The organism is Enterovirga aerilata (assembly GCF_013044135.1).
Classification (GTDB): Bacteria; Pseudomonadota; Alphaproteobacteria; order Rhizobiales; family Beijerinckiaceae; genus Enterovirga; species Enterovirga aerilata.
Genome location: NZ_JABEPP010000004.1, coordinates 286557 through 308871, shown reverse-complemented (window position 1 = coordinate 308871; position 22315 = coordinate 286557). Strand labels below are relative to the sequence as shown.

The 22315-nt window shown below is 66.8% G+C and carries 21 protein-coding genes, 1 tRNA gene and 3 pseudogenes; 5 read left to right on the top strand and 20 right to left on the bottom strand.

The window, feature by feature from the left end:
• Positions 1–42: 42 nt before the first annotated feature.
• The 4 genes from HJG44_RS15440 to HJG44_RS23410 are packed head-to-tail and all read right to left on the bottom strand — an operon-like array spanning position 43 to position 2980.
• Entirely contained in the window at positions 43–987 is a 945-nt protein-coding gene (locus HJG44_RS15440; protein WP_171219272.1) for a 2-hydroxyacid dehydrogenase, read from the bottom strand.
• A complete protein-coding gene (gene deoA / locus HJG44_RS15435) occupies positions 984–2309 on the bottom strand; it encodes a thymidine phosphorylase (RefSeq protein ID WP_171219271.1) in 1326 nt (441 codons plus the stop codon). The genes HJG44_RS15440 and deoA overlap by 4 nt, the downstream gene beginning before the upstream one ends.
• Positions 2306–2725, bottom strand: coding sequence for a cytidine deaminase (gene cdd, locus HJG44_RS15430; protein WP_346767178.1), 420 nt, complete (start codon positions 2723–2725; stop codon positions 2306–2308). Before cdd ends, deoA begins: the two co-directional genes overlap by 4 nt.
• Before the next feature lie 45 nt (positions 2726–2770).
• A complete protein-coding gene (locus tag HJG44_RS23410; RefSeq protein WP_210261142.1) occupies positions 2771–2980 on the bottom strand; it encodes a hypothetical protein in 210 nt (69 codons plus the stop codon).
• A 140-nt stretch (positions 2981–3120) separates the two neighbouring features.
• Between HJG44_RS23410 and HJG44_RS15425 the strand changes: the two genes are divergently transcribed.
• Positions 3121–3195, top strand: a tRNA-Val gene (locus tag HJG44_RS15425).
• An 87-nt stretch (positions 3196–3282) separates the two neighbouring features.
• Here the strand turns inward: HJG44_RS15425 and HJG44_RS15420 are convergent.
• Positions 3283–3618, bottom strand: a complete 336-nt coding sequence (locus HJG44_RS15420) for a c-type cytochrome (protein ID WP_171219269.1) — start codon at positions 3616–3618, stop codon at positions 3283–3285.
• Positions 3619–4075: 457 nt separating this feature from the next.
• Here HJG44_RS15420 and HJG44_RS15415 point away from each other — a divergent pair, with 457 nt between their 5' ends.
• Positions 4076–4429 carry a DUF1476 domain-containing protein gene (locus HJG44_RS15415; protein WP_171219268.1) on the top strand — a complete coding sequence of 118 codons (354 nt, stop codon included), beginning with the start codon at positions 4076–4078 and terminating at the stop codon, positions 4427–4429.
• A 44-nt stretch (positions 4430–4473) separates the two neighbouring features.
• Here HJG44_RS15415 and HJG44_RS15410 read toward each other — a convergent pair whose 3' ends face one another.
• From HJG44_RS15410 to HJG44_RS15395, 4 genes and pseudogenes are all read right to left on the bottom strand, one after another.
• Positions 4474–5310, bottom strand: a complete 837-nt coding sequence (locus HJG44_RS15410) for a universal stress protein (RefSeq protein ID WP_346767177.1) — start codon at positions 5308–5310, stop codon at positions 4474–4476.
• Between the two features lie 268 nt (positions 5311–5578).
• The gene (locus HJG44_RS15405; RefSeq protein WP_171219267.1) at positions 5579–5824 is read right to left on the bottom strand and encodes a hypothetical protein; all 246 of its coding nucleotides are present in this window, start codon (positions 5822–5824) and stop codon (positions 5579–5581) included.
• 135 nt (positions 5825–5959) lie between these two features.
• Positions 5960–6652: a YggS family pyridoxal phosphate-dependent enzyme gene (locus HJG44_RS15400; protein WP_171219266.1), complete on the bottom strand. Its 693-nt coding sequence runs from the start codon at positions 6650–6652 to the stop codon at positions 5960–5962.
• 271 nt (positions 6653–6923) lie between these two features.
• Positions 6924–7076: pseudogene (locus HJG44_RS15395) on the bottom strand (IS256 family transposase); the annotation flags it as partial.
• A 60-nt stretch (positions 7077–7136) separates the two neighbouring features.
• Between HJG44_RS15395 and tnpA the strand changes: the two are divergent.
• Together tnpA and tnpB are read left to right on the top strand one after the other, a co-directional pair.
• Positions 7137–7529 carry an IS66-like element accessory protein TnpA gene (gene tnpA / locus HJG44_RS15390; protein WP_171219265.1) on the top strand — a complete coding sequence of 131 codons (393 nt, stop codon included), beginning with the start codon at positions 7137–7139 and terminating at the stop codon, positions 7527–7529.
• Entirely contained in the window at positions 7526–7771 is a 246-nt protein-coding gene (gene tnpB / locus HJG44_RS15385; protein WP_171219264.1) for an IS66 family insertion sequence element accessory protein TnpB, read from the top strand. Before tnpA ends, tnpB begins: the two co-directional genes overlap by 4 nt.
• On the opposite strand, the gene HJG44_RS15380 is transcribed toward tnpB, so the two are convergent.
• Positions 7742–9796 (bottom strand): recombinase family protein, encoded by a 2055-nt coding sequence (locus HJG44_RS15380; protein WP_171219263.1) that lies wholly within the window; start codon positions 9794–9796, stop codon positions 7742–7744. The two genes, tnpB and HJG44_RS15380, sit on opposite strands and share 30 nt — an antisense overlap.
• A 49-nt stretch (positions 9797–9845) precedes the next feature.
• On the opposite strand from HJG44_RS15380, the pseudogene HJG44_RS15375 reads away from it, so the two are divergent.
• Positions 9846–10226 (top strand): annotated as a pseudogene (locus HJG44_RS15375) (IS110 family RNA-guided transposase); the annotation flags it as partial.
• Positions 10227–10600: 374 nt separating this feature from the next.
• On the opposite strand, the pseudogene HJG44_RS15370 reads toward HJG44_RS15375, so the two are convergent.
• The 10 genes and pseudogenes from HJG44_RS15370 to HJG44_RS24240 all read right to left on the bottom strand — a co-directional run.
• Positions 10601–11287: pseudogene (locus HJG44_RS15370) on the bottom strand (ISAs1 family transposase); the annotation flags it as partial.
• A 94-nt stretch (positions 11288–11381) separates the two neighbouring features.
• Positions 11382–12182: a citryl-CoA lyase gene (locus HJG44_RS15365; protein WP_171219261.1), complete on the bottom strand. Its 801-nt coding sequence runs from the start codon at positions 12180–12182 to the stop codon at positions 11382–11384.
• Positions 12182–13096 (bottom strand): SDR family NAD(P)-dependent oxidoreductase, encoded by a 915-nt coding sequence (locus HJG44_RS15360; RefSeq protein ID WP_171219260.1) that lies wholly within the window; start codon positions 13094–13096, stop codon positions 12182–12184. Before HJG44_RS15360 ends, HJG44_RS15365 begins: the two co-directional genes overlap by 1 nt.
• Positions 13097–13107: 11 nt before the next feature.
• Positions 13108–14067, bottom strand: coding sequence for a hydroxymethylglutaryl-CoA lyase (locus tag HJG44_RS15355; protein ID WP_171219259.1), 960 nt, complete (start codon positions 14065–14067; stop codon positions 13108–13110).
• A complete protein-coding gene (locus tag HJG44_RS24245) occupies positions 14064–16079 on the bottom strand; it encodes an ATP-binding protein (RefSeq protein WP_171219258.1) in 2016 nt (671 codons plus the stop codon). Before HJG44_RS24245 ends, HJG44_RS15355 begins: the two co-directional genes overlap by 4 nt.
• 10 nt (positions 16080–16089) lie before the next feature.
• Complete coding sequence (locus HJG44_RS15345) at positions 16090–17697, bottom strand: acyl-CoA carboxylase subunit beta (protein ID WP_171219257.1); 1608 nt, start codon at positions 17695–17697, stop codon at positions 16090–16092.
• Positions 17694–19085, bottom strand: a complete 1392-nt coding sequence (locus HJG44_RS15340; protein ID WP_171219256.1) for a phenylacetate--CoA ligase family protein — start codon at positions 19083–19085, stop codon at positions 17694–17696. Before HJG44_RS15340 ends, HJG44_RS15345 begins: the two co-directional genes overlap by 4 nt.
• A gap of 24 nt (positions 19086–19109) precedes the next feature.
• Positions 19110–20270 carry an acyl-CoA dehydrogenase family protein gene (locus HJG44_RS15335; RefSeq protein WP_171219255.1) on the bottom strand — a complete coding sequence of 387 codons (1161 nt, stop codon included), beginning with the start codon at positions 20268–20270 and terminating at the stop codon, positions 19110–19112.
• A 13-nt stretch (positions 20271–20283) separates the two neighbouring features.
• On the bottom strand, positions 20284–21063 hold the full coding sequence (locus tag HJG44_RS15330) for an enoyl-CoA hydratase/isomerase family protein (RefSeq protein WP_171219254.1): 780 nt from the start codon (positions 21061–21063) through the stop codon (positions 20284–20286).
• Entirely contained in the window at positions 21060–22241 is a 1182-nt protein-coding gene (locus tag HJG44_RS24240; protein ID WP_171219253.1) for an acyl-CoA dehydrogenase family protein, read from the bottom strand. Before HJG44_RS24240 ends, HJG44_RS15330 begins: the two co-directional genes overlap by 4 nt.
• Between the last annotated feature and the right edge of the window lie 74 nt (positions 22242–22315).

Sequence of the window (22315 nt, the reverse complement as noted above, 5' to 3'; positions counted from 1 at the left end):
CGATCCGGCCGCGAAACGGGTCCCGCTTTCGCCGATCATGCGTCAGTAGCCGACCGCCGGGTCGACCACGTCCCGCCACGGCTCCCCCGCCTCGTGCCGGCGGATGTGGCGGGCGATCGAGGCGGCGATCGCGTCCGGGTCGCTCGTCGCCGCGTTATGCGGCGTGATCGTCACGCCGGGATGCGTCCAGAGCGGGGACGAGGCGGGCAGCGGCTCCGTCGCGAAGACATCGAGCGTCGCGGCCTTGAGCGTGCCGTCGTCCAGGCTGTCGAGAATGTCGTCCTCGACCTGCAACCCGCCCCGCCCGGCATTGATCAGGATCGGGCCGCCGAGCCGCCCGTCCCGGGCCAGTTTCGCAAAGAGCGCGCGGTTCAGGATGCCGCGCGTCGCCGGCGTGAGCGGCAGGAGACAGACCAGGATGTCGGTCCGGCCGAGGAAAGCGTCCAGCTCCGCCTCGCCCGCGAAGGAGCGGATGCCCTCGATGGCCTTCGGCGAGCGGCTCCAGCCGGCGACGTCGAACCCCATGACCTTGAGCTTTCTCGCCGCGTCGCCGCCGAGCACGCCGAGACCCAGGAGCCCGACCCGGAGCTCTCGCGCGGATGGCTGGTCGCGGTCGTCGTACCAGCGCCGCTCCCGCTGCTGCGCGTCGTACTGCTTCTGCCGGCGAAGATGCATCAGGCAGTGCAGGACGACGTATTCGCTCATGCGCTCGGTGAGATCCTCGTCCACCACCCGGACGATCGGCACCTTCGGGAGCTGTGGATCGCCGATCAGGTGGTCCACGCCCGCCCCGAGCGAGAAGATCGCCTCGAGCTGCGGCAGGCCGGCAAGGCTCGTCGGCGTGTGCTTCCAGGATGCGACGTAGCGTATCTCGGCCGGGTCGAATTCCTCGCCGGCTGCGATGACCCGCCTCTCAGGAAGGAGGCGGCGAAAACGGTCCAGCCAGGGCGCGAGATCCCAGCCGTTGATCGCGACGAGAAGTGTCATCTGCTCTCCGGCGTCCAGCGCCCCCGGATGAGGGGCGCGGATGCGACATCGATATCTGCGAGGCTGTAGGCTCGGCGGACCGTTTCGACCGCCCGCGCCGCCGCGGCCTCGTCGGGGGCGTGCACCAGGGCGACGGGAGCGCCCGGCCCGACCTCCTGCCCGATCCCGGCGAGTTGCGTCAGGCCGACCGCCGGGTCGATCGCCTGATCGGGGTGGGTACGCCCGCCCCCGAGCGCCACGACCGCAAGCCCGAGCGCGCGGGCGTCGACGGCCGCGACCTTGCCGGGCCCGGCCGGCTCGACGGCGCGGACGACTGGCGCGGCCGCGAGATGCCGGGTCGGGTGCTCCAGGATGTCGTTCGGCCCGCCGAGCGCGGCGACCATCCGGGCGAAGCGCTCCGCGGCCCGTCCGTTCGCGACCGCGGCCTCGATCAGCTCGCGGCCGTCCCCTTCATCGGCGGCCAGGCCGCCCAGGCGCAGCATCTCGGCACCGAGCGCCACCGTGACCTCGTGAAAGCGCCCCTCGCGCCGGCGCCCGGTCAGGTAATCGACGGCATAGGCGACCTCGAGCGCGTTGCCCGCCACGGAGGCGAGCGGCTCGTCCATGTCGGTGATGAGGGCCGATGTCGGGAGCCCTGCCCCGTTCGCGACCGTGCAGATGCGCTCCGCGAGCGCCGTCGCGTCCGGCAGGTGCGCCATGAAGGCGCCGGACCCGACCTTCACGTCCATGACCAGGGCGTCGAGCCCGGCCGCGAGCTTCTTCGACAGGATCGAGGCCGTGATGAGGTCGATCGATTCGACCGTCCCGGTCACGTCGCGGATGGCGTAGAGGCGCCGGTCGGCCGGCGCGAGGTCGAGCGTCTGGCCGATGACCGCGCAGCCGATTTCCGCCACCACGCTACGGAAGCTGCCGAGATCGGGCTGCGAGCGGTAGCCCGGGATCGCATCGAGCTTGTCGAGCGTGCCGCCGGTATGCCCGAGACCGCGGCCAGAAATCATCGGCACGAAGCCGCCGCAGGCCGCGACCGCCGGCGCGAGGGCGAGGCTCACCGTGTCCCCGACGCCGCCGGTCGAATGCTTGTCGAGCACCGGGCCGGGCAGGTCCCAGGCGAGCACCGTCCCGGACCACGTCATGGCCAGGGTGAGGGCGACGCATTCCGGCATGGACAGACCGCGCCAGAGGATCGCCATGGCGAGCGCGGCCGCCTGGGCGTCGGTGACGCGGCCGGCGGTCAGCCCCTCGACGAAGGCCGCGATCTCGGCATCGTCCAGCGCCCCGCCGTCGCGCTTGCGGCGGATCACCTCTTGCGGCAGGACGGTCATCCGCCCGCTCCGGCAAGGCTGTCCGGCCCGAAGGCCAAGGGCAGCAGCTCCCCCAGCGCGAGGCTGCGCTTCACCCCGCCCGGATCGGCGAGGTGGACAGGCGTCCGGTCCGTCCCGAATTCGCGGATCCGCTGGCGGCAGGCCCCGCACGGGGTGACGAGTTCCGGCCCGTCCGCCAGGACGAGGATCGCCGCGATCCGGCGCCCGCCTCCGGCCACCATGGCGGCGATCGCGCCGGCCTCAGCGCAGGTTCCGACCGGATAGGCGGCGTTCTCGACATTGCAGCCGGCAAAGACGCGGCCGCTCTCGTCGGCCAGCGCCGCTCCGACCTGGTAGCCGGAATAGGGCGCATAGGCGCGTTCGCGTGCGGACGCCGCGGCCTGGAACAGCGCATCGATGTCGGGCGCGGAACTCACGCCCGGAGCCATAGAGCCGGGCCCGGCCGCGCGCCAGCGGGAAGCTCAGGCCGTCGGCTGCGGGCCGATGGGGACCGAGGGCCCCGGGAAGCCGGGCGGCTCGACGCTGGGGCCCGGCCCGGGGCCGGGATCCGGGACGCCGATCGGCTCCGTCGAGGGCGGCGCGGGGATCTCCGGCGGGAGCGGCTGCTGCGGGTTCGGAGAGGGCGTGGTCGGCGCCGGCTCCGGCGTCTGGGGTATGCGGGGTTCGCTCATGTCGGGTCCGATCGGTCCGGAGAGACAATCGGCCCCTCCGGTTCAGGTTCCGGCAGGCCGCGATCGCGCCCGTTGCGCCGCTTGCGCAGCCACGCCCGAGCCCTTATACGGGCCGCTCCCGGCGACGGACTGGTGCCAGAGGGCGCGTAGCTCAGCGGGAGAGCACTACGTTGACATCGTAGGGGTCACAGGTTCAATCCCTGTCGCGCCCACCAGTCGCCTCCAGTGAGCCGCGGCGCCGGGCGGAGCCGCCCCTTCCCACATCCCCTGGCCCGAATGCCGCCCCCGGGGGGTCGACGCGCTCAGTCCTCCAGCGACCTGAGATAGGCCAGGAGGTCCCCGATCTGCGCCGGGTCGAGCCGCCATTCGGGCATGGTCGGATGGCCGGTCACGATGCCCTCCGCGAAGGATTCGGCGAGGTCCTCGACCGGGTAGCGCGTATGCAGCGTCCGGAAGGCCGGCGCCTTCGCGAGAGGCGAAGGGCCGGCACGTCCGATCGCGTGGCACTGCGCGCAATGCGTGCGCGCGAAGGTGAGCCCGCGCTGCGCCCGCGCATCGAGCGCCGCGGCGGGTCCCGCGCCGGCAAGGGCGGCGGCCCCGAGCGCGGCGGAGATCGCCAGAGCCCGAGCCTTCCTCATGCGCACGCTTCCCCGACCTCGGCAATCTGGAAGGTATTCACCTCGCCGCCCTCCGCACGAATGGACCCGCACCCGCCGGGCATGAACCCGTGGCTCCCCGACTATGCCTGGGCTGTTCGTGATCGTCCTTGAGCGAGATCAAGGCGCCCGCCGTCGGATCCGGCACGATCGCCAGGTCGAAAAGGGAGAGGCGGCAATGCCGACGGAAAGCATCCTGGTCGTTACGGGCGTCGTCCTGATGTTCATGACCTTCGGAGCGACGCTGTTCTTCGGCGCACGCTTCTCGCGCGGCGCCGGCTCTTGAACGAGGGGCCCTGGCCCCGCTCTTCGGAACCGGTGACTGCGGCGAGGTGTAGCGGCCCGCTTGCCAGCCGCGCCCGATGGGCGGACGATCCCCGAGCCAACTCAGACGAGCGCCGTCCAGGCGCCGCGGGAGGAAAGCTGCGGGAGACGCTAGATGACCCTCTTCGACGAGCGGGAGCGGGCCTTCGAGGCCAAGTTCGCCCATGACGAGGACCGCCGGCTGATCGGCATCGCGAGAGGCCATCGGCTGTTCGCCTTCTGGGCGGCGGACAGGATGGGCTTCGACGAGAGCCGGGCGGAGACATATGCGGGCGAGATCGTCCGCCTGGGCCTCGACCAGAGGCAGGGCGACGCCGTGCTGCGGCGCGTCTTCGCGGATCTCCGCCGCGCCGACCTGAACCTGCCGGAGAGCGAGGTCGAGGGCGCGCTCGCGGCCATGCAGGCCAAGGCGGTCGAGCAGATGCGGTTCGAGGATCTCACGACGCCCGAGCACCATCCCGCCCTCTGACCCGTTCGGGTGAGGCAGCCGGGTCACCCGGCTGCCTCACCTCGTCAATGCGAGAGGAAGAGCGGGGCCGGCGGGTTCTCCAGGAAGTCCTCGGTCACGCCGCCGAGCGTCACCTGCCGCCACCAGGAATGGACGAAGGCGCCCATGACGATCAGGTCGGTGCGCCGGACCTGGGCCTGCTGGCGCAGGGTCTCGGCTGCACCGCCCGCCCCCACCGGGAGATCGACGAGCGTCGCCTCGATCCCGTGTCGCGCGAGATGGGGCGCGATCTCGGAGCCCGGGATCGCCTCGTCCTTGCCTTTCTCGGAGGCGGCCACGAGGCTCACGCTCTCCGCCGCCCTCAGAAACGGCATCGCCTCGTTCAGTGCGCGCGCGGCGCGGGCGCTGCCGTCCCAGGCCACCATCACGTGCTCCAGCCGGAAATCCGTCCGGCCTTCGGGCAGCACGATCGCAGGCCGGCCGCTCGCGAAGAGCGCCTCCTCGAGCAGCGCGCGCGGGAAGGACAGGAGGTCGGAGGGACGGTCCATGATCGTGAGATCGTGCAGGCGGGCCTGGCGGCCGAACACGGCCGCGGCATCCGTCAGCCGCATCTGCACCGTCTGCGCGACGCAGGGCACCCCCTTGGCGGCCGCGTCCCGGCGGGCAGCCTCGGCCGCAGCTTCGGCGAGTGCGAGGCGGCGGCGGTTGTCGTCGGCCACGAGGCCCTGCGCGACGGAGCTCGCGATCGGCTGAGCCACCACGATCTTCGACGACACGCCCTGGATCGTCACATGCGCCCCGGCCTCCTGCGCCAGGGCAAGGCCATAGGCGACCGCGCAGCTCGTCCTGTCGTCGTCCTTGGTGAAGCCGACCAGCAGATTCTTCACACCCTCGATGGTCACATCCGTCTCCTCTCTCGCCCCCGTCCCCTATTTAGGCGTCGACGGCCGAGATTTCTTGCGACGGATCAAGCTTAGCGCCGGCGGCTCACGGAGATGCGCGGTCGTGACCGCGAGGGAGCTGCAGCCGCGCTCTGCTTTCGGGGTGGGGTATGCGGCGGCCCTATCGGGCCGATCCACGGTACCGGCCCGTCTTCGGCATGAGGCGGCCGCGGCGGCGCGGCCGCTCGGATGCCCGGAGCTCTCCCGCCTCCTGGGGAGCGGCGCTCGTTCAGATCCTCGCCATGTGGGCCGCGCTGCACTTCAGCTCGATCTTGAGCAGCTCGCCCTTCTCGAAGCCGAGCCGCTCGGGCGCGATCGCCGGGAAGCTCTCCCGGATCGTCTCCGCCCGCTTGTCGCAGACATATTTGTTCCCGAACTGCGCCGCCGGGATCTCCCGGCAATCGCGATAGGCGGTGCCGTCGACCGCGCAGACCGAACCGGTGAGAAGAAACCCGCCGACAAGCATCTCGAACATTCGCCCTGCCCCCTTTCAGCGTCTTTCGCGCCTATGGGAGCATTGCACATGCCAAGGGGGGAGCGAGACAATCTGGCTCCGGCGAAAAAGGTTCCGTGTGACCTTTGGATGACGTCCGGAAGGATAAGGTCTGGCTCACGCGGCCCGCGCCGGGCGCGCGCCGAAGATGGCCGTGCCGACCCGGACATGCGTCGCGCCGAGCTGGATGGCGGCGTCGAAATCCGCGCTCATGCCCATGGAGAGAGTCTTCAGGCCGTTCCGGGCGGCGATCTTCGCGAGCAGCCCGAAATGCGGGGAGGGCGGCTGGTCGGCGGGCGGGATGCACATCAGCCCCACGATCTCCAGCCCGCGTTCCCGGCAGGCGAGCAGGAACGCGTCCGCGTCCGACGGGGCGACGCCGCCCTTCTGCGGCTCCTCGCCCGTATTGACCTGAACGAGGAGACGGGGCCGGCGCGCTCCGGCCGCCTTCGCGATCTCCTTGGCGAGCTCGGAGGCGAGCGAGAGGCGGTCCACGGTCTCGATCACGTCGAAGAGGCGCACCGCGTCGCGGGCCTTGTTGGACTGGAGCGGCCCGATCATGTGCAGCTCGACATCCGGGAAGCGCTCGCGCAGCCCCGGCCATTTCTCCTTCGCCTCCTGGACGTAGTTCTCGCCGAAGACGCGCTGTCCGGCCTCCAGGGCCGGCAGGATCCCCTCCGGCGGGACGGTCTTGGACACCGCGACGAGTTGGACGGAGCCCGGCGCGCGGCCGTAATCGGCCTCGGCCCGGCTGATGGCGGCCTGGATCTCGGCGAGGTTCTTGCGGAGGTTGTTGGCGGTGTCGGACATGCTCCTGCCTCTACAGGCTGACTGCCGGCCGCCAAAGCGCCCGCGCCGGGATGGGCCCGTGCCGAGGCACGGAAGAGAACACAGCGCGGAGGCGGAGCGGCCCGGCTCGTGCCGGGACACCCTCCGTCATGGTCGGGCAGGTTTTGACCGGGACCGACACATGCTGAGCGTACAGATTTGAAGCGAGCCAGTGCAATTGCCGCGGCCGGCCGCGGTGAGATGTCCCGGTTGATGTTGAAAAGAGCGCGGCGGACGTCGCTGGTTGAAGAGGCTATGCAGCCTCTCGGACAGGGTCAAGGCCGGCGCCGAGGGCGCACTCGGCCTGATGGGCGAGAAGGGCGGCGCGCAGGCTGGGCAACCGTTTGTGGGCCTTCAGCCGGCGGAAGCCCTTGGCGGCTTCGATCATGGCGGCCCCTGTCCAGCGGTATCCCTGCGGTGAGGGCCGTCTTGTTTGCGAAGCGGCAGGGGGCAGAGAACAGTGCGTATGGACAGCTATATGCACAGTCACGTTGAGCGGCTCGATATTGTCGAGACAGGGCGTCGCCGGCGGTGGAGCTACGATGCGAAGCTGAAGATAGTTCTGGAGAGCCTGGCCGGCCCGCGTCTCGTTTCTGAGACGGCGCGGCGCCACGGGTTGTCGCGCTCGCAGCTTGTGAGCTGGCGCCGCGCGTTCCAGGCGACGAGGGCGGCAGCGTCGGTTGGCCCCGCATTCGTCCCTGCGGTCATTGCCCCGGCGAAGATGGGCAACGGCCAGGAGGAGACCGCAGCTGGCGCACGGATGGAGATCGTCCTTTTGTGCGGTCGGCGGATCATCGTGGACGTGGGTGTCGACCCGGAAGCGATCGGGCGCCTCGTCGCGGTACTGGACCGGCGATGATTCCGATCCCGAGTGGGGTGCGGGTGTGGCTTGCGACGGGCCATACCGACATGCGCAAAGGCTTCGCCGGGCTTTCGCTGCAGGTGCAGGAGGTCCTCCGGCACGATCCCCATGGCGGGCACCTGTTCGTGTTCCGCGGTCGGCGCGGCGACCTCATCAAGGTGATCTGGCATGACGGCCAGGGGGCGTGCCTGTTCACGAACGATCTGCATTCATACTGCGTCCCTTTCGTGTTCAGTTGAGAGCTTTTGCCGGCTGGCATTTTGCCTTTGCGCGGCTGCCCGATCGACGAGCCGGTCCCATCGGCTGCAATGCTTTTGCGGCGGGTCTGAATCGGGAACTTCGTACAGGCAATAGTGCCCATTATAGGCATGGCTGGCGATGAGGCCGAACTCGGCCCATCTGGTGACGGTGTGCTCGTGGATATTGAGACGCGCCGCCGCTTCCTGTTTCGTCAGCATTCCGCGTTCTCGCAGCCGGTCATAGCGCGAACGCAGCTTATATTCGTGGACGAGATAGGCAACCCGTTTTGGCGTGAAGCGGGCGTCGTGCCGACCGCTGCGCGCGGCCTCGCCAGGGCGATATCCTTGCTGGTTGAGGAGGTCGGCGATCTCGGAGTAGATGTGGCCGTCGAGGAGCTTGTCGACCTGTTCGACGATGCCGGGCTGTGTCTTGATCTGCTGGGCGGAGGATTTTGGGCTCATGGTGGTGAGCGTCTGGATCTTGCCGCCCTTGAAGCGCACGTGAACTTTGGTGGTTCCTTCTGCCGGCAGCTTGATGAGGGTGACGTCCTCGATGATGTGGGCAAGCAGCCGCTTGCGGTTGCGGTTTGGGGTGTTGGGATCCGCCCAGAGCTGGTCGAAATCCGCTGTCATTGCGACCAGCCGCTCGTGGACGGCTTCATCGAGGAAGAATTGATCGTGCTTTCGGGCGCGCTCGCGCTCTTCGCGGGCATTGGCCAAGATGCGGAGCTTCTCGTTCCATTCGCCTTCGAGCGTGTCGGCGACGAGGCGATTGTTGGGATCGACGAGCATGAAACGGCGCTGGGCGAGATCGGCTTCGGTCTGGGCGCGCTCGATCGCGCGACAGCGCAGCCGATCCGCCTCTTCATGCCGTGCTTCGATCTCTTTGCGGACTTCGAGCGCCAGTTCGACGGCGGCCGGCGTCATCTGCTCGGCAATCAGCATGCCGATGGCTTTGTCGACAGGAGGCCCGGCGATCGACTGGCACACGGGCTCGCCGCGATAGGTGTGGGCGCGATCACAGACGTACCAGGCTTCCTGCCGGCCGCGCCGGGCAGCGTAGCGAACCCGGAAATGCCTGCCGCATTGCCCGCACACGGCCCGGCCTTGCAGCAGCGCCGGGCCTTCTCTTGGAATTGACGCTCGTGCGACTTCGTATCCGTGGCCGTTCTCCCTGATCTCCCTGAGGATCTTCAGGTTCTCCTGATGTTGCTCCCAGCTGATATAACCAGGATGGGCATCGGGAATGCAGGCCAGCCAGTCGTCGTTGCCTCGCGCTCGCACGGTCTTCTTGCCGTCGATGGTGCGCCGAAACTGTCGTCGGCCATAGGTGTAGGCACCGGCGTAGCGCGGATTGTTCAGGACGCGCACCGCCGTTGACGCGGTCAGCGGCCGAAACACCGTGCCGCTGTTGTGCAGGCGTGACGGGAACAAAAGGCCTTCCGTACGAAAGGCCTTGACAGTCTGGGAGGCGGATCCGACGCGAGAGAACGTCTCGAAGAAATGGACGATCGTCTCCCTGACTTGCGTGTCCGGATCGAGTGCCACATTGCCGACATGATCATAGACCAGCCCGGTTGGCAGGGGACAGCGAAACTCGCCGCGCCTCGCCTTGTTGAGGATGCCGCCGCGCAGCCGTGCCTTGATCACATGCAGTTCGGCCTCACTCATTGTTCCCTTCAACCCCAACAAAAGCCTGTCGTTGAAGCTGGCCGGATCGTAGACGCCGTCTTCATCGAGGATCAGGGTGTCGGCAAGGGCGCAAATCTCCAGAAGACGCTGCCAGTCGGCATTGTTGCGCGCCAGACGGGAGACCTCCAGGCCCATCACGATCCCGGCATGCCCCATGCCGACGTCGCTTACCAGTCGCTGAAACCCCTCGCGCCAGGCCGCCGATGCGCCGGATTCTCCCTGATCGTTGTCGATGACGATAATCTGCTCGTCGTGCCATCCGAGGGCGACGGCGCGCCCGCGAAGCGCATATTGCCGCCTGGCGCTCTCGGCATTCTCGACGACTTGCCGCATCGAGGACTGGCGTGTGTTTCGGCATGGAAGATTTCCATGCCGATTGACAGCCAAGGCGCCGGGACCGCTGCACGCCTTCTTCGTCCGCCTCCGCGCCAGGCGCGGCCATCAGGTCGCCGCCGTCGCGGTCGCGCGCAAGCTCACCGTCCTGTGCTGGCATCTGCTCACCAAGCAGCAGGACTATCTCTGGGCGCGTCCGGCGCTGGTCGCGAACAAGCTGCGCGCCATGGAATTGCAAGCCGGCAAGCCACAAAGGAAGGGGAACCGGCGGGGGCCCGCCTACGCCTACAACGTCAAGGCGCTCCGCGAGCAGGAAATGCGCCTCGCGGAACAGGCGGAGCGGAGCTACGACCACCTGGTCGCGCATTGGCGGCCACGCCGTCCGAAGGCTGGGGCGCGCGGAAGCCCCAAGCCGGCAGGGCCTGAATGAGGCAACCCGGCGGCGCTTGCAGCCGCTGCGCCGCTCTTCGCCACGAGGTCGCCCGCGCCTCAGGATTATGCCACGACAGCGAAGAAAACGCTTGTCCATCTCATCCGTGGTCCGCGTCGAGCGGCGATGCGTCACCGGGAGCCGCAGGTGGGCGATGCAGGCCTCGAAGTCATCCTCAAAGCAGGCGACCGCGCTCGCCAAGACTGTCCCGTAGTCCGCCCGCATGCCCTTCGCCAGCTCGCGCGCGATGGCCCAGAGGGAGCCTGGTAGCAGGCGCTCGCCCGCGCCTTGAAGTCCGGCCACAGGTCGGTCGGGACCTTGACGGCGAGATTGCGCATCCGGTGTGCGAGACAGCGTTGTCGCGCCGAGCGCGGGAAGTCGCACGCCTTCTGCTCGGCGAAGAACAGCTCCACATCGGCGCTGAGCGTGCCCTGGTTGCCCTTCAGCGCCAGCACGTAGTCGGCCTCCCTCTCAACGATCGTGGCGGCGATCTCCTTCTGGCAGCCTATGGCGTCGATGGTGACGATCGCCCCCTTCAGCGTCAGCAGCTTCAAGAGCTCAGGGATGGCGGTGATCTCGTTGGACTTCTCCGCCACCTTGGCCTGGCCCAGCACCAGCCGCTGCCGGCTCGACCACGCCGAGATCATGTGGATCGGCGCCTTGCCCCCGCCTTCCTGATAGGCGCGCCGCAGCGTCTTGCCGTCGACAGCCACGATATCGGGGCCGAACTTGGTGAGGGAGCCGACCCAGGCGATGAAGCAGCTCTGGAACTGCTCGGCATCGAGCGCCGCGAACAGGTCGCCCAGCTGGTCGTGCGACGGCGTGCCGTTCGCGAACGGCCGGAAGCAGCGCAGAAGCTCCAGCTTCTTCTTGCCGAACTCGGCGATCTCCACCCAGCTCTCGGCGGCGGCGAGGACGGCAACCAAGCACAGGAGCAGCACCTCGTCGAGCCGATACCACACCTTGCCGGCCTGGCGCGGGTCTTCCAGGGGCTCGAAATGCTCCAGCCACCCAACGACTTGGTCAAATGCGCGCTCGGCTTGCGTCTCGGCCTGCCCCATCGTCCTGTCCTCCGCGAATCAAGAGGACACCCACAGATTCAGCCTTCGCGGGAATTGTCACGCGGAGATTCACCCGATTGCCCTGCTGCATCCATCACCTCGCCTTGTCACCGGGGCCGCTTGTCTCTAGGATTTCCTCTTCAGCGCGCTGCCAGATTTCGTAGGAAATCGGATTTTCGCTCTCCTCGAGGATATGGCCCACTAGCCCGATCGCGCGCGCCATTACGCCAAAGCCGCGCACGATCTTCCATGGGAACCCGAACTCGCAGCAGATCGCGCCGATTGCGCCGGTGGCGTTGATCGGCAGCATCTTGCCCGATGTCTCTTCCGCGCGGGCGTGGATCTTCCGGATTAGCGCGACATATTCGCCCGACTTTCCATTCTCAGCGGCGATCTGGAACAGCCGCGGCGTGCGGGGATCGACCGGCTTGTGCACCGGATGGCCCAGCCCCGGCACGATCGCCCTACGGGCGCGGAATTTTTCGACCGTTTCAGCGGCGATAGCATCCAGATTTGCGCCGGTGCCCAGCGTGTCCTGCGGCAGCGCCTCGTACAGCATCTTTGAGGCGCCTTCCATCGAGCCGACGAACACCGTGCCCAGCCCACAGAGCCCCGCCGCGACTGCGGCCTGAAGCGATTCCGGCGCGCCCATATAGGTCATGCGCGCGGCCAGGGCGGACGGCGTGATACCATGTTCGACCAGCGTGATGACGATGGCGTTGAACACCCGGCTCTCCGCGGGCGTGGCCTTGCGGCCCGTCAATTGCAGAAACGCCAGATCGCCGAGGTTCATGTGGCCCAGGATCTCGTTCGGCAGGTCCAGTCCGCGCACGCAGATCTTGTCGGGTGTGCTCCAGCCGATATTCGACGTAATTTTTTGTTTTCGCTTGCTCATCAAACCGGATCCCAGGAAAAGACGTCCGCCGACACTTCGAGCGGCGTGAAATGCGACTTGAGCGCGGGAATGGCATGCTCAGCGATCTTGTCGACGGTCCAGCCGTCGCCGGAATGCACCGAACGCACCGGCCGCGGCTGGCTCATCAGGAAGATCTCGTTCATCCGAACGGCAAAGATCTGGCCCGAGATCTCTGCGGCCTGATCGCTCATCAGATAGCAAGCCATCGGCGCGACCTTGGCGGGCGTCATCTTCTTGATCTTCTCGACCCGCGCCTCCTGTTCAGGCGTTTCGGTCTTGATCGACGAAATCATCCTGCTCCAGGCGAAGGGCGCGATGCAATTCGACCTCACATTCCAACGCTTGAGGTCGAGCGCGAGCGACTTCGAGAACGCAGCGATCCCCAGCTTGGCCGCAGAGTAGTTCGCCTGCGCATAATTGCCGATCAGGCCCGAGGTCGAGGTCATATGCACCAGCGCGCCGCTTTGCTGCTCGCCGAAATAGTCGGCGGCGGCGCGGCTGGTGTTGAAGGCGCCATAGAGATGTACCTTCACCACCGCATCGAAATCGTCATATGTCATCTTGTGAAAGAAGCCGTCGCGCAGGATTCCGGCATTGTTCACGACTGCGTCGATGCGGCCGAACTCCTTCACGGCGGCCTCGACCATGGCTCGGGCGGCGTCCGGGTCGGTTACGCTGCCGCCATCGGCGATGGCGTCGCCGCCGGCGGCCTTGATCTCGTCCACCACCGTTTGCGCAGCGGTGATAGCTTGCCCGATGCCCTTGAGCGTCGCGCCCAAATCGTTGACCACGACCGCCGCTCCCTCGGCTGCCGCCATTAGCGCGATCTCGCGGCCGATCCCGCCGCCCGCGCCGGTGACCAGCACCACCTTTCCATCCAGCGTCTTTCCCATATCAATCCTCCTCATTTCGCCTTGCGAAATTTGTCGAGGCCGCCGGAATGCATCACCCGGCCCATCAGAGGCGCGCCGATGATCTCTTCGGCCTTGACCGCGGCGGCGATCAGCTTGTCCAGGTCGATGCCCGTCTCGATGCCCGTCTCGTGGCACAGAAAAACCGCGTCCTCGGTGCAGACATTGCCCGCGGCGCGGGCGTTGCCGTGGCCGGCGAAGGGGCAGCCGCCAAGGCCGGCGACCGAGCTTTCGAACATGTCCACCCCCATCGACAACGCCGCATGGATGTTGGCGATGCCCAGCCCGCGCGTGTCGTGAAGATGCATTCCGATGCGCGCCCCGGGCGCAAGCTCGCGCAGGGCGCCGATCATGCGCTTGACCGCCTCGGGGTTGCCCCAGCCCATTGTGTCGGCGATCACGAGGATAGGTACCGGAATATCCTCTTCCTCGCAAAGTTGGAGGACAAAGCGGAAGTCGTCCAGGACCTGCTCCTGCGGAATCGGTCCCTGCAGGTTGCAGCCGAACGCGGTCATCACATAGGCGGCATCGACGGTGTAGCCCGCTTCCTTGTAGAGCCGCACCCACTCGCGCTGCCGCTCGCGCATCTCCGCTGAGGAGCAGTTGTTGTTTGCCTGTGCGAAAGCTTCAGACGGATAGAACAAAAGACGCGGGTCGATATCGACTTCATGCGCGGTCAACGCCTTGCGGAATCCCTTCTCGTTCAGCCAAAGCGAGGTGTATTTCACACCCGGCTTGCGCTTGATGCGCTGGAACAGCTCGCCCGTATCAGCCATCTGCGGCACGTATCTGGGGCTGACGAAGCTGCCCACCTGGATGCGCTTCAGCCCGGTATCGCTGAGCATGTCGATCAGTTCGATCCGCTGTTCGATCGGATAGATCTTGCTTTCGATCTGAAAGCCCTCGCGCGGGCCTTCTTCACGAAACTCTACGAACTTGGGAAAATCGGTCATGCCTGTTCCTTTTCGGGTGGTATGATCTCGGCGATCATCTGGCCGCGATCCACCATCATGCCTTTGGAGACCGCAATATTCGCGGCGATGCCGGAGGCAGGTGCCTTGATGGAGATCTCGAGCTTCATTGACTCCAGGACCGCTATGACATCGCCTTCCGCTATCGCGTCGCCCTCGGACGCTTTGACGTCGACGATCATTCCGGTCAGCGGCGAGGCAACGGTCCGTTCGGCAGCGGTGTCGCCGCCGGCCGCGGCCAAAGGTGGTGCCGGGCGGAAGACAAGCCGGCCCGGCTCGGCGTCGATCTCGATCACCCCGGCATGAAGGCGCGCGGTTGCCACGTCTACCGTCTCGCCCTGCGCCACGCGCCACCGGCCCGGCGCGATCTCACGGCAGGAGAAAGTGAGGGCGGCACCATCACTGCCGTAGACCGTGTAGGTGTCGCCGGAGCGGACCGGGCCGACGCAGAGCTCCTCGACGCTTCCCGCTGCGTCGGTCAGCATCACGCGCTGGCCCGCCTCCATCGCGTCGCCGCCAAGGCCGAGCCGCCAGTTGGTGAAGAGGTCGCGGTTCGACCACGGTTCGGCGGCACCGTCTGAGCGCCCGCGGGTGACGAAGAGCACGGCTGCCATGGCCTTCCAGAGCCGGATGCCCGGCACTTTCGCCGCCGCAGTCAGATCGTCCAGCCGCTCGTCGATCCAGCGGGTATGGACGTTCATTTTCTCGAATTCGGCGTTGCGGGCGAGCGCGGCGAGGAAGGCGCGGTTGGTCTCGACGCCTTCGACCGCGACATGATCCAGCGCCAGCGCGAGCCGCGCCAGCGCCGTCTCGCGGTCGGGCGCGTGGATGATCAGCTTGGCGATCATCGGATCGTAATAGGGGGTCACGACATCGCCTGCCTCGACGCCGCTGTCGATGCGCAGATCGTCGGGCAGGCTCAGCGTGGTCAGCGTGCCGGTGGAAGGAGCGAACTGCATCGCCGGGTCCTCGGCATAGAGCCGTGCCTCGATGGCGTGACCGTCAATCGTCAGATCGCCTTGCTTCAGGCCAAGGCCCGCACCCTCGGCAATACGCAGTTGCAGCGCCACGAGGTCGAGCCCGGTGATCGCCTCGGTCACGGGATGTTCCACCTGGATGCGCGGGTTCACCTCGAGGAAAAAGTATTCCTCGCCCGAGACCAGGAACTCCACCGTGCCCAGGCCGCGATAGTGCTGCGTCTCGCCCAGCCGCACGGCGTTCTGGGCGATCTCGTCGAGAAGCGCGCGGGGCAGGCCCCAGGCGGGCGCCTCCTCGATCACCTTCTGATGCCGGCGCTGCAATGTGCAGTCGCGCTCGAAAAGATGCACGACGTGGCCCTTGCCATCTCCGGCGATCTGCACCTCCACATGGCGGGCCTCGGGCAGGAACCGTTCCAGCAGGAGACCTTCCGAGCCGAAGGTGGACTTCGCTTCGCGCAGCGCGCCCTCGATGTCGGCCATCAGGGTCTTTTCGTCTGCCACCAACCGCTGTCCACGTCCGCCGCCGCCGCCTACGGCCTTGAGCAGCACGGGCAGCCCCATCCGGCGCACTTCGGCGGCGATCTTGTCGGGATCGGACAGGGCGCCCGCGGCGCCCGAGATCACCGGCAGGCCGGCGGTGATGGCGGCATCCTTGGCGCTGGCCTTGTCGCCGAAGCGTTCCAGGGTTTCCGGCGTCGGCCCCATGAAGATCATGCCGGCGGCCTCGACCGCGCGGGCGAATTCGGAGTTCTCGGCGAGGAAGCCGTAGCCGGGATGGACGGCGTCGGCCCCGGCGGCCTTCGCCGCGGCCAGCGCGGCGTCGATGCGCAGATAGCTTTCCGAGGCCGGCCCGCCGCCGATGCAGATCGAATGGCCGATCTCGCGCACGTGGAGCGCGTTAACGTCGGCTTCGGAATGTATGGCGACAGGCCGGACGCCCCGTGCCCGCGCCGTGCGGGCGATCCGGCAAGCGATCTCGCCACGGTTGGCGATGAGAAGCGTCTTGATCTTCACTGTGGCCGCCTCACATCCTGAACACGCCGAAATGGGTTTCGACCTTTGGACGCCGTGAGGTGATGTCGAGCAGCAGCGCCATGATGTCGCGGGTCTCGCAGGGTTCGATCACGCTGTCGATCCAGAGGTTGGAGGCGAAGTTGTAGGCGCCCTGGAAGTCCTCGTATTCCTTGCGGATCGGTGCCTTGAAGGCCTCTTCCTCCTCCTTTGTCCATGTCTTGCCCTCGCGTTCGTTGATCTGAGCGCGCACCTGGGCCAGGACGCTCGCCGCCTGTTCCGGCCCCATGATCGCAGCGCGGCCGGTCGGCCAGGCGAACATCGCGTCGGGCTGGAAGGGGCGGCCCAGCATGGCCAGGTATCCTGCTCCGTACGAACCGCCGGTGATGATAGTGAACTTCGGTACCCGCGCCGAGGACATGGCGGTGATCATCTTGGCGCCCGCCTTGGCGATTCCCATCTGCTCGACCTCGCGGCCCACCATGAAGCCGTTGACATCGGCCAGGAACAGCAGCGGGATGTCGCGCTGCACGCACAGATTGATGAAATGCGTGGCCTTCAGCGCCGCTTCGACGAACAGCACGCCGGTATTGGCGAGAATTCCCACCTCATGCCCGTGAATGCGGCCCCAGCCGGTCATCAAGGTGTCGCCGTAGAGCGGCTTGAACTCATGAAACTCGCTGCCGTCGACCAGCCGCGCGACGATCTCGCGGTTCTCGGTGGGTACTTTGGGGTCACGGCTGACGATGCCGTAGATCTCTTCCACCGGGTAGGCCGGGGCGCGCGGCGGCGCCGGGGTCTTGCGCGGGGAGGGCTTCTCGCCCAGGTGCTTGACGATCTCTCGCGTGATGGCGAGCGCGTGGGCGTCGCCCTCTGCGAGATGGTCGGTCACGCCCGAGACCGAGCAGTGCATCTTGCCGCCGCCGAGGGTCTCGTTGTCGACCTTCTCCCCAGTGGCCGCGAAGGTGAGTTCCGGCCCGCCGAGATACATGAATCCCTGGCCGCGCACGATGACCACCTCGTCGCAAAGCGCCGGGATATAGGCGCCGCCGGCGGTGCAGGGGCCCATGACCACAGCGATCTGCGGCACGCCGTCGCCCGACATCCCGACCTGGTTGTGAAATATCGTGCCGAACTGGCCTTCGTCGGGGAAGATGTTCTCCTGGTCAGGCAGAAACGCGCCGCCGGAATCGACCAGTGTGACGACCGGCAGGCGATTGGCCCAGGCGATCCGCTGGGCGCGCACGTGCTTACGGCAGGTCATGCCAAAATAGGTGCCGCCCTTCACGGTGGCGTCGTTGGCGATGATCATGCAGTGGCGGCCCTCGATCACGCCGATGCCGGTGATGATCCCCGCGCCGGGCGGCAGGCCGTCATACTTATCGAGGCCGGCGAGTTCGCCGAGTTCCAGGAACGGCATGCCCGGGTCGATCAGCCGCTCGACGCGCTCGCGCGGCAGGATCTTGTCCTTCTTCACGTGGCGCGCCCGTGCGCTTTCCGGCCCGCCGACGCGCTGGCTGCGCCGCAGCGCGTGCAGCTCGGCCACCTTGGCGCGGTAATGCGCGCAGTTAGCCCTGAAGTCTTCCGACCCGGTGTCAAGCAGGGATTTCAGCTTCGTCATGGCAGATCGGGGTACTTTCTCAACACGAAGGCCACTTTGGCCGCGCCCGGCTTTTCGAAGGTGTCGGCATCGACGATCCGGACATCGGCCCTGAACACCAGGGCGTCGCGCAGGCGCTGCTCGATCTTCTTCTTCAGGTCCGAGTCACCGTCTCGGTCTCGGTCGGGACCGCGTTCGACGATGATCTTCAGTGCTCCCTGCGTGGTGTGGCCCTCGAAATCGGCCACCACACGCATCACGCCGTTCGTTTGCGGCACCATCTCGTTGATGATGCTGTTGATCGCCGAGGGAAACACGTTGGCCCCGCGCACGATCAGCATGTCGTCGGTGCGCCCTGTGCAGCGGATCTTGGGACCCGTCCGGCCGCAGGCGCAGGTCGTGCCCAGGACCTCGATGAAATCACCCGAGCGGAAGCGCACCAGCGGGCTCGCCTGGCGGCCGAGGGCGGTGTAGATCATCTCGCCACTGGCGCCCTCCGCCCAAGGGATGATCTTGCCGGTCTCGGGGTCGAGCAGTTCGGTCAAAACGTAGTCCATGTTGACCATGTGCATGCCCGACTGCTGGTCACACTCGGCCCAGTAGGTCACGCCCAGGTCGGTACCGCCCAGCATCTCGGTGCACTTGGCGCCCCACAGTTTTTCGATCTTGGTGCGGATCGGCGGAATGCCGCCGCCCGGCTCCCCGCCGACGACGACTCGTTCCACGCCCAGTCTGCTCGCTGGAACGCCCAGCACCTCTTCGGCCTTTTCGGCCAGGTGGATCACGAAATTCGGCGCCCCGACGACGCAGCGCGGGCGCGTGTCGGCGCAGGCGCGCAGGAGCCGGTCGGCGCCGCCGTCGGCTCCCACCGGCACGTCGATGGCGCCCATATATTGCAGGCCCTGCATCACCGGGATGCCGCCCACGAAGCCCTTGGCGAGCGAGAAGGCGTGCAGCACCATGTCGCCGGGCCGCACGCCGTTGGCAAAGAAGCAGCGCGCCGTCATCTCGTGCCACATCTCGGCATCGGATTCTGTCAACGCCACGTAGGAGGGGCTGCCGGTCGTCCCCGAGGACGCCTGCATCTGGATGATGTCTTCCATGGGCGCGGCGCGGTGGCGGCCGAAAGGCGGCTCGGCCGACAGGCTTTCGCGTATCTCGGTCTTGTAGGTGAAGGGCAGCCTCTGCAGATCCTCAATGGTGCGGATCTCATCGAAATCGATGCTGGCCGCAGCGAACTTGTCTTGGTAGAAGGGCGAGTTGGCCTTGAGATAGGCCATCTGCTCGACCAGCCGCTCCTCCTGGATGCGGCGCACCTCGTCGAGCGGCATGCCCTCGATCTCGTGCCAGAACCGGTCGTTGGCCTTCGCGCCGGCATCGGCCCGCCGGAAGCGCATTCCGTGTTGCATGCTTTCCTCCCTGGGCTTTCGCGATCAATACGACCGCGGCAGACCCATAACCTTCTCGCCAATAAAGCTGAGGCACAGTTCACGGTTCACCGGCGCGGTGCGTAGCAGGCGCACCAACGGATAAAGCTCGTACAGCCCGGTATCTTCCGTGAAACCCGACCCGCCATGGGCCTGAAGGGCAGCGTCCACGGCTTCGATCCCGGCCTCGGCGGCGGCATATTTCGCCATGTTCGACGAGGCGCCGGCCGAAAGCTTGTTGTCGAATTCCCAGGCCGCGCGGCGGGTCATCAGGCTCGCCATCTCCACGGCCGTGTGGGCCTTGGCCATCGGATGCTGCACGCCCTGATGCGCGCCGATCGGCTGGCCAAAGACGTTGCGCTCGCAAGCATAGGCCACTGCCTTCCGTAAGGCGAACCGGCCAATGCCACAGCAAAGCGCCGCCAGGATGATGCGTTCGGGATTGAGCGAATCGAACAGGATGGAAAAGCCATCGTCCACCTCGCCCACGATATCCTCGGGACCGAGATCCACCTCGTCGAAGAACAGCGTCCATTGTTCTTCCGGCAGTGGGATCGAGACCTTCACCCGCTGCATTTCTACGCCCTTCTTCTTCAGGTCCACGGCGAACAGCGTGAAGCCGTCGGTCTTGCGGGAGACCTCGGTGTGAGGCTTGGTGCGCGCCACCACGAGGCAGTAGTCGGAGACGTCGGCGCCGGTGATGAAGGTCTTTTCCCCCGTTAGCGCAAAACGGTTGCCCTTGCGCCTGGCAAGCGTCGTGGCCTTGATCGTGTTGGACCCGGCGCCCGGTTCGGTGATCGCGAAGCAGAACTGGATCTCGCCCCGGCACGCGGCCGGCAGGAGTTCCCTGCGGTGGAACTCGGTCCCGTGGCTGGCGATATGCGACAGCGACATGGTGGGGCCGACCACCATCATCAGGAGCGGGATGCCGTGGTTCGCCGTGCCCTCCATGAAGAGCGCCATCTCGGTCATGCCGAGACCGGCGCCGCCATATTCCTCGGGTACCATGATGCCGAGAAAGCCGTCCTCGGCGATCTGCTGGAACATCTCTTTGGGAAAGGCGTGCCGGCGGGCGTGATCCAGCCAGTAGGCGTTGTCGAATTTCTGCGCGAGCTGGGCGCCGTAGTCGTAGATCTGGCGCTGCTCATCGTTGAGCGTGAAGTCCATCCCGCACCTCTTGTCAGGCTTTGAAGGCCGGCACGCGCCGGTTTTCGAACGCGTCCAGCCCTTCGGCCACATCCTCGCTTCGTAGCGCACGCACGGCAGCGTCGCGCTCCAGCCGCATCTGCTGGTCGAGGCCCATGTCGGCGCCTTCGCGCGCCAGGCGCTTCATCTCGGCAATGCCGGGGCGTGAGCGGGTGGCGATCGTCAGGCAGTAGTCCAACGCCGCCTGGCGCAGCTCTTCGTCCGGCACGACGTAGTTCACCAGTCCGGCCTCCTTCGCCTCGTCCGCCTTCAGCCAGCGGGCCGAGAACATCAGATCGAGCGCCCGGCGCAGGCCCATCACCCGGGTCAGCCGCTGGCTGCCGCCCCAGCCGGGGATCAGCCCGTACTTTGCGTGCTGGTCGCCGAGCTGAGCGCTTTCCGCGGCGAAACAGACATCGCAGGACAGCATCAGCTCGAGCCCGCCGGCCAGGCAAAGCCCCTGCACCGCGACGACCACGGGGAGACGGCTCTGTTCCAGCTTGCGAAGCCCTTCCATGCCAAAGGCGATGAAATGGTCCAGCGCCTGCGCATCGCTCATCTTGCCTTTCACCTCGGTCAGGTCGGCGCCGGTGCAGAAGTGCTTTCCCTGTGCGCAAATCAGGATCGAGCGAATGTCGCGGTCGGCCTCAAACGTTTCGCGGGCCCTGGAGATGCACTCATGGACCTCCAGCGACAGGCAGTTGAACTTGTCGGGGCGGGCGAGCTCGATAATGCCGACGCTGCCCTCGACGCTGACATTGACGGGAACGCTCATTTCGCGCCTCCCTTGGCCTTCTTGTCGTATTGCAGCGCCATGCGGCCGACCTTCTCGCGCGCGATGACGAGCTTCTGGATTTGCGCGGTACCGTCGCCGATCTGCAGGCCCAGGACGTCGTTGTAGCGCTGATGGTGAGGCAGGTCGGTGGTATAACCGTAGTGGCCGTGCAGGATCAGGCACTGATGGATGATCTCGCAAGCGGTCTTCGGCACGTACCACTTGCACATCGCCGCCTCCTTGGTGTGCGGCAGGTCACGGTCGCGCAGATCGAGCGTGTAGTAGCAAAGCTGCCGCATCATGGTGAGCTGCGTTTCGGCCTCGGCCAGCGGGAAGCTGACGCCCTGATACTGCGCCAGCGGCGCGCCGAAGGCTTCGCGTTCCTGCACATAGGTCCAGGTTTCGTCCACTGAGGCCTGCGCCGCGCCCAGACATTGCAGCCCGATCAGCGCTCGGGAATAGTCGAAGCCCGCCATGATCGTGCCGAAGGCACGGTCCTGCTCGGCCATCAGGCATTGGGAGGGGACGAAGACGTCGTCAAAGAAGACCGAACCGCGCCCCACGGGCTTGGTGCCAATGTCGTCGAAATGCGTGCGGTTGATGCCCTTTTCATTCAGGTCCACAAGGAACGCACTGACGCCCCGCGATCCGCCCTCGGGATCGCCGGTACGGGCAAAGACCACCGCCGCGTCGGCCTGCGCGGCAAAGCTCATCGACGTTTTCTCGCCGTTCAGCCGCCAGCCGTTGCCGGATTTGGCGGCCCTGAGTTGCAGGTTCGCCGCGTCCGATCCGCCGCGCGGCTCGGTCAATCCCAACCCTATCACCGCCTCACCCGCCGTGACGCGGGGCACCCATTCCTTGGCGATGTCGGGCAAGGCGTGTTTCGCGACCATGCCGCCCATCAGCGACCCCAGAAGCTGGATGTAGCTGACATTGAAATCGGCCCGCGCGATTTCCTCGACGATCAATCCGGCCGTGACGGAGCTCTCGCCCAACCCGCCGAACTCCTCGGGCAGATCGGCGCCGATCAGCCCAAGCGCCCCCATCTCCTTGATGAGCCCGCGATCCATCACGTGCTCGGTTGCCCGCTTCTGATAACTCTCGGCCAGCTTTTCACGTGCGAAACGCTGTGCTGTCTCTCGAAAGGCCTGCTGGTCATCTGTCGGTTGAAACTGCACGTGATAGCCCTCCCGAGCCTGTGAATCTCACTTCCCAAAAAACCTAACAAACGTTAGAATGCTTGGCAAGATGC

Bases quoted from the DNA above. Each gene is read 5' to 3' on its own strand.
- HJG44_RS15440 (WP_171219272.1), bottom strand. From the start codon at position 987: ATGACACTTCTCGTCGCGATCAACGGCTGGGATCTCGCGCCCTGGCTG.
- HJG44_RS15420 (WP_171219269.1), bottom strand. From the start codon at position 3,618: ATGAGGAAGGCTCGGGCTCTGGCGATCTCCGCCGCGCTCGGGGCCGCC.
- HJG44_RS15380 (WP_171219263.1), bottom strand. From the start codon at position 9,796: ATGCGGCAAGTCGTCGAGAATGCCGAGAGCGCCAGGCGGCAATATGCG.
- HJG44_RS15330 (WP_171219254.1), bottom strand. From the start codon at position 21,063: ATGAGCGTTCCCGTCAATGTCAGCGTCGAGGGCAGCGTCGGCATTATC.
- HJG44_RS15340 (WP_171219256.1), bottom strand. From the start codon at position 19,085: ATGCAACACGGAATGCGCTTCCGGCGGGCCGATGCCGGCGCGAAGGCC.
- HJG44_RS15405 (WP_171219267.1), bottom strand. From the start codon at position 5,824: ATGTTCGAGATGCTTGTCGGCGGGTTTCTTCTCACCGGTTCGGTCTGC.
- HJG44_RS15360 (WP_171219260.1), bottom strand. From the start codon at position 13,096: ATGGGAAAGACGCTGGATGGAAAGGTGGTGCTGGTCACCGGCGCGGGC.
- HJG44_RS15355 (WP_171219259.1), bottom strand. From the start codon at position 14,067: ATGACCGATTTTCCCAAGTTCGTAGAGTTTCGTGAAGAAGGCCCGCGC.
- HJG44_RS15365 (WP_171219261.1), bottom strand. From the start codon at position 12,182: ATGAGCAAGCGAAAACAAAAAATTACGTCGAATATCGGCTGGAGCACA.
- HJG44_RS15415 (WP_171219268.1), top strand. From the start codon at position 4,076: ATGACCCTCTTCGACGAGCGGGAGCGGGCCTTCGAGGCCAAGTTCGCC.
- deoA (WP_171219271.1), bottom strand. From the start codon at position 2,309: ATGACCGTCCTGCCGCAAGAGGTGATCCGCCGCAAGCGCGACGGCGGG.
- HJG44_RS15345 (WP_171219257.1), bottom strand. From the start codon at position 17,697: ATGACGAAGCTGAAATCCCTGCTTGACACCGGGTCGGAAGACTTCAGG.
- tnpB (WP_171219264.1), top strand. From the start codon at position 7,526: ATGATTCCGATCCCGAGTGGGGTGCGGGTGTGGCTTGCGACGGGCCAT.
- HJG44_RS15400 (WP_171219266.1), bottom strand. From the start codon at position 6,652: ATGTCCGACACCGCCAACAACCTCCGCAAGAACCTCGCCGAGATCCAG.
- HJG44_RS15335 (WP_171219255.1), bottom strand. From the start codon at position 20,270: ATGGACTTCACGCTCAACGATGAGCAGCGCCAGATCTACGACTACGGC.
- tnpA (WP_171219265.1), top strand. From the start codon at position 7,137: ATGGACAGCTATATGCACAGTCACGTTGAGCGGCTCGATATTGTCGAG.
- HJG44_RS23410 (WP_210261142.1), bottom strand. From the start codon at position 2,980: ATGAGCGAACCCCGCATACCCCAGACGCCGGAGCCGGCGCCGACCACG.